The 3766-nt window shown below is 55.5% G+C and carries 3 protein-coding genes; 2 read left to right on the plus strand and 1 reads right to left on the minus strand.

The window, feature by feature from the left end:
* A partial coding sequence (locus tag ABX962_RS32405) for a 3-hydroxyacyl-CoA dehydrogenase NAD-binding domain-containing protein (protein ID WP_372725831.1) occupies positions 1-1147 on the minus strand: 1147 nt, incomplete at its 3' end.
* 205 nt (positions 1148-1352) lie between these two features.
* On the opposite strand from ABX962_RS32405, the gene dapF reads away from it, so the two are divergent.
* Positions 1353-2198 (plus strand): diaminopimelate epimerase, encoded by an 846-nt coding sequence (gene dapF, locus ABX962_RS32410; protein WP_372725832.1) that lies wholly within the window; start codon positions 1353-1355, stop codon positions 2196-2198.
* A complete protein-coding gene (gene xseA / locus ABX962_RS32415) occupies positions 2195-3430 on the plus strand; it encodes an exodeoxyribonuclease VII large subunit (RefSeq protein ID WP_372725833.1) in 1236 nt (411 codons plus the stop codon). The genes dapF and xseA overlap by 4 nt, the downstream gene beginning before the upstream one ends.
* The last annotated feature ends 336 nt before the right edge of the window (positions 3431-3766 follow it).

Consider the following 3766-nt stretch of genomic DNA (forward strand, 5'->3'; position numbering starts at 1 on the left):
CAGGCGCCTGCAGCGACTTCGAGTCGCCGGCAGCTGCTGCGATACGATGATGAACCAAGTCACACCCCATCCGATCAAAGCTCTCGCACCATCCGCCACGTGGGCGATATCCAAGCCCGCCTGCCATCGCAATCTCAACTTCCTCAAGTGAGTGAGCGACACCTTGCCGAAGCAGCAGCGCCGCCTCGATCCACATCGCCAAACTCAGCCGGCTCTGTACCTGATCGTCCAAGAAGTCCCTCGTAGTGCGTGAGTATTTCTCCTGGATTTCAACCGCAGCGGGCGACAGCCTCGGGCTACGATGACCGTCCGGGTAATCGTAAAACCCGCCGCCACTGTACCGTCCTCCACGCCCCCGTTTGAGCATTGCCGGCAACATCGGCGAAGGATCGATACGTGTCGGAAATGATTGCCAATAAACACGTCCGGCATCAAACATCGTTCGTGAACCGATCAAGTCGATCAATTCCAGCGGCGACATCGGCATCCCATATCGCAGCGCCGCTTGTTCAATCTGCTCCGCCGTCGCCCCTTGACTAAGCAGCAACATCGCCTCATTCAGGTAAGGTGAAAGCATACGATTGACGATAAATCCGGGTGCGTCGGCAACCACCAGCGGTGAACGATCGAGTCGACGAACATGTTCAGTGACCGCCGCTAAATTTGCCGTCGCCGTATTAACCGTGGGGATCACCTCTACCGCATCTCGCGATTGCACCGGCATGAAAAAGTGCATGCCGATTAAACGCGAGGGATCCGTAAGCGAGGCAGCAATATCGCCAATACGCAACGTGGATGTATTGCTGCAAAATATCCAATCTTCGCAAAGCTCGCACTCTACACGCCGGAAAAAGTCTTGCTTGATCTGCAGTCGCTCGACAATGGATTCAATCAGGATCGGACGCGTCTGCACTGCGACGTGATCGCGACGCGTCAAATCAATCATCGCCATATCGGCAACATCAGATCGTGGCTCGGACACATCCCATTCGCTGGGATTCAGATCGATTTCATCGATGCATCTATCCAACGCCGCGATATCCTGGTCAGCAATCGTGACCGACACATCGGCAGTCAAATGAGCACGGACAATCGCGCGTCCTACCACCCCCAGTCCGACGAGCAGTATTTGAGGTCGCGGCATCATCAAAATCCAGAAAGGGGGCGAGCGTGTAGACAAGCAGACAATCCATTGCCAAACGCTCATTCTGCTGCAAATTCACATGCTTTGGTAGATGCTGCGTTCTTGGTCAAATCGTTGCCGCCTACGCAAATCCCAAAATTCCATTTAGATTTACACGTTCAATGAAAACAGCTGGCTCCCAAGATCCCTCCCGCGAAATTTGTGTTTGATGCGATTCACCAAAATGCACGGCGCTGGCAACGACTACGTTTACGTCGATTGCTTTGCCGAAAATCTTGATCACTGCGACATTACCGAGTTGGCAAAATCCATTTCGCATCGCCATTTTGGCGTCGGCGGCGACGGGTTGATCCTGATTCGCCCCAGCGAGGTTGCGGACGCGAGAATGCAGATGCTGAATGCCGACGGCAGCGAAAGCGAGATGTGCGGCAACGGCATTCGCTGTGTCGCGAAATATGTCTACGACCATGCGATTGCCCAAAAAGAGAACCTGAAAATTGAATCGGGCGGAAACGTGCTCGATCTATCACTCGCAATCGGCGGTGATGGCAAAGTCGAAACCGTGACGGTCGACATGGGCGAACCGATCCTCGAGGCATCCGAAGTCCCCACGTCCATCCTCCAAAGCGGCAAGGTGGTGGAACACGAAATCGAGATCAATGGTCACAAATTTGCCGTGACCTGTGTTTCCATGGGCAACCCTCACTGTGTGATCTTTGTCCCCAAAGCGACCAACGAACTGGTACTCGGACTGGGCCCCAAGATCGAAACGGACCCGCGGTTTCCTAAGCGAATCAATGTCGAGTTCGTCGAAGTCATCTCCAAAGACGAAGTGCGGCAGCGGACGTGGGAGCGAGGCAGCGGCGAAACTTGGGCGTGTGGGACCGGCGCGTCCGCGGTCTGTGTCGCTGGTGTGTTGACCGGAAAAACGAATCGCAAGATCTTAAATCATCTGCTCGGCGGTGACCTCACGCTGCAGTGGACCGAGTCGAGCGGACGCGTCATGATGACCGGCGGTGCTGTCGAAGTCTTTTCCGGAGAGTGGAACGCGTGAATGATGCTGCATTAGCCGGCGAGTCGGTACACGCGATTTCAGTTTCGGAATTAAACGGACACATCAAAGCGGTGATGGAAGGAACTTTTCCATCGCTGTGGGTCGCCGGTGAAATTTCGGACTTGGTTCGCGCACGCAGCGGTCATATCTACTTCACACTCAAAGATGATGACGCTCAGATCCGCGGCGTGCTTTGGCGAAACACGGCGACGCGGATCAAGCATGACCTCGAGGATGGCCAAGCCGTGCTCTGTTTTGGCAACATCGATGTCTATGCAGCACGAGGAACGTACCAGCTAGTCGTTCGCAAGGTCGAACCGCAGGGGTTGGGATCGCTGCAATTGGCGTTTCAACAATTGCAGATCAAACTCGAACGCGAAGGCTTGTTTGCTGCCGAGCGAAAACGGCCGCTACCCTCGCTGCCGCGGCGGATTGGAATCGTGACCAGCCCATCTGGTGCGGCAGTTCGCGATTTCTTGCAAGCGGCGTCGAACCGTTACCATGGCGCCGATGTGGTCGTGATCCCTGCTTTGGTACAAGGCGAAGGGGCAGCCAAATCAATCGTCGCGGCGATCCGATCGGCGCAACGCATCACGCCGAAACTGGACGTATTGGTCGTCTCACGCGGCGGTGGCAGCCTGGAAGACCTATGGTGCTTCAACGAAGAAGCAGTCGTCCGAGCGGTCGCAGAGTCCAGCATCCCAACCGTCTCGGCCGTAGGCCACGAAATCGATGTCACACTCTGCGATCTTGCTGCGGATCTACGAGCCTTGACGCCAACCGACGCGGCCACCCGGGTGCTGCCTGATGGCATTTCGCTGAAAACAACCGCCAGCAATCTGCGTCAACGTCTCGATCGTTCGATGCGACAAGTGATTCACGAACGCAAAACAGAAGTTGCATCGCTGATGCAGCGGCCAATCCTACGCAAGCCGATGGAGATCATCCATTTGCGGTCGCGAATGCTGGATGAATTGGACGCACGAGCACGACGCGCGATCACCGCGAATTTGAAAGCGGGACGCAGCCAGGTGAGCGAACTCGCAGCATCGCTATCGGCACTCTCACCGCTTGCCGTACTCTCACGCGGATACAGCGTCACGCTGGATGCCGACGGTAAAGCGATCACGGATGCGAATTCGCTTCGCCCTGGTGACGCACTGCAAACACGGCTTCATAAAGGCCGCGTCGTTTCCAAAGTCGAGTCGGTCCAGGACGCTCGAGACGAGTAGCGAGCGATGCGAGATAGGCTTTCAGCCCAGTCTAAGCGGCGAAGACAGGCTGGAAGCCTTTTTATACCCCAAAACTTTTACGAGCTTATCCCGATAGGGATTTCAGCTATTAGCCGGTGGTTTGAGCGCAGCGAACACCACCGGAAAACGAATTACTCCATAATCGTTGACCCTGAAGGGGTCACAGATGACGGTGCTGTGACCCTTACAGGGTCAAAACCGCAGTCGAACGCTGGAGTCCGTAGGTGGCGCTCCGCTTACCTACGGCTAATTGCTTGAATCCCTATCGGGATATGGCGACAATTCGCTCGACATGAGTTGTGGGGTACAAAAAGG

Origin of the sequence: Novipirellula sp., from assembly GCF_041583735.1 — a bacterium.
GTDB lineage: Bacteria > Planctomycetota > Planctomycetia > Pirellulales > Pirellulaceae > Novipirellula.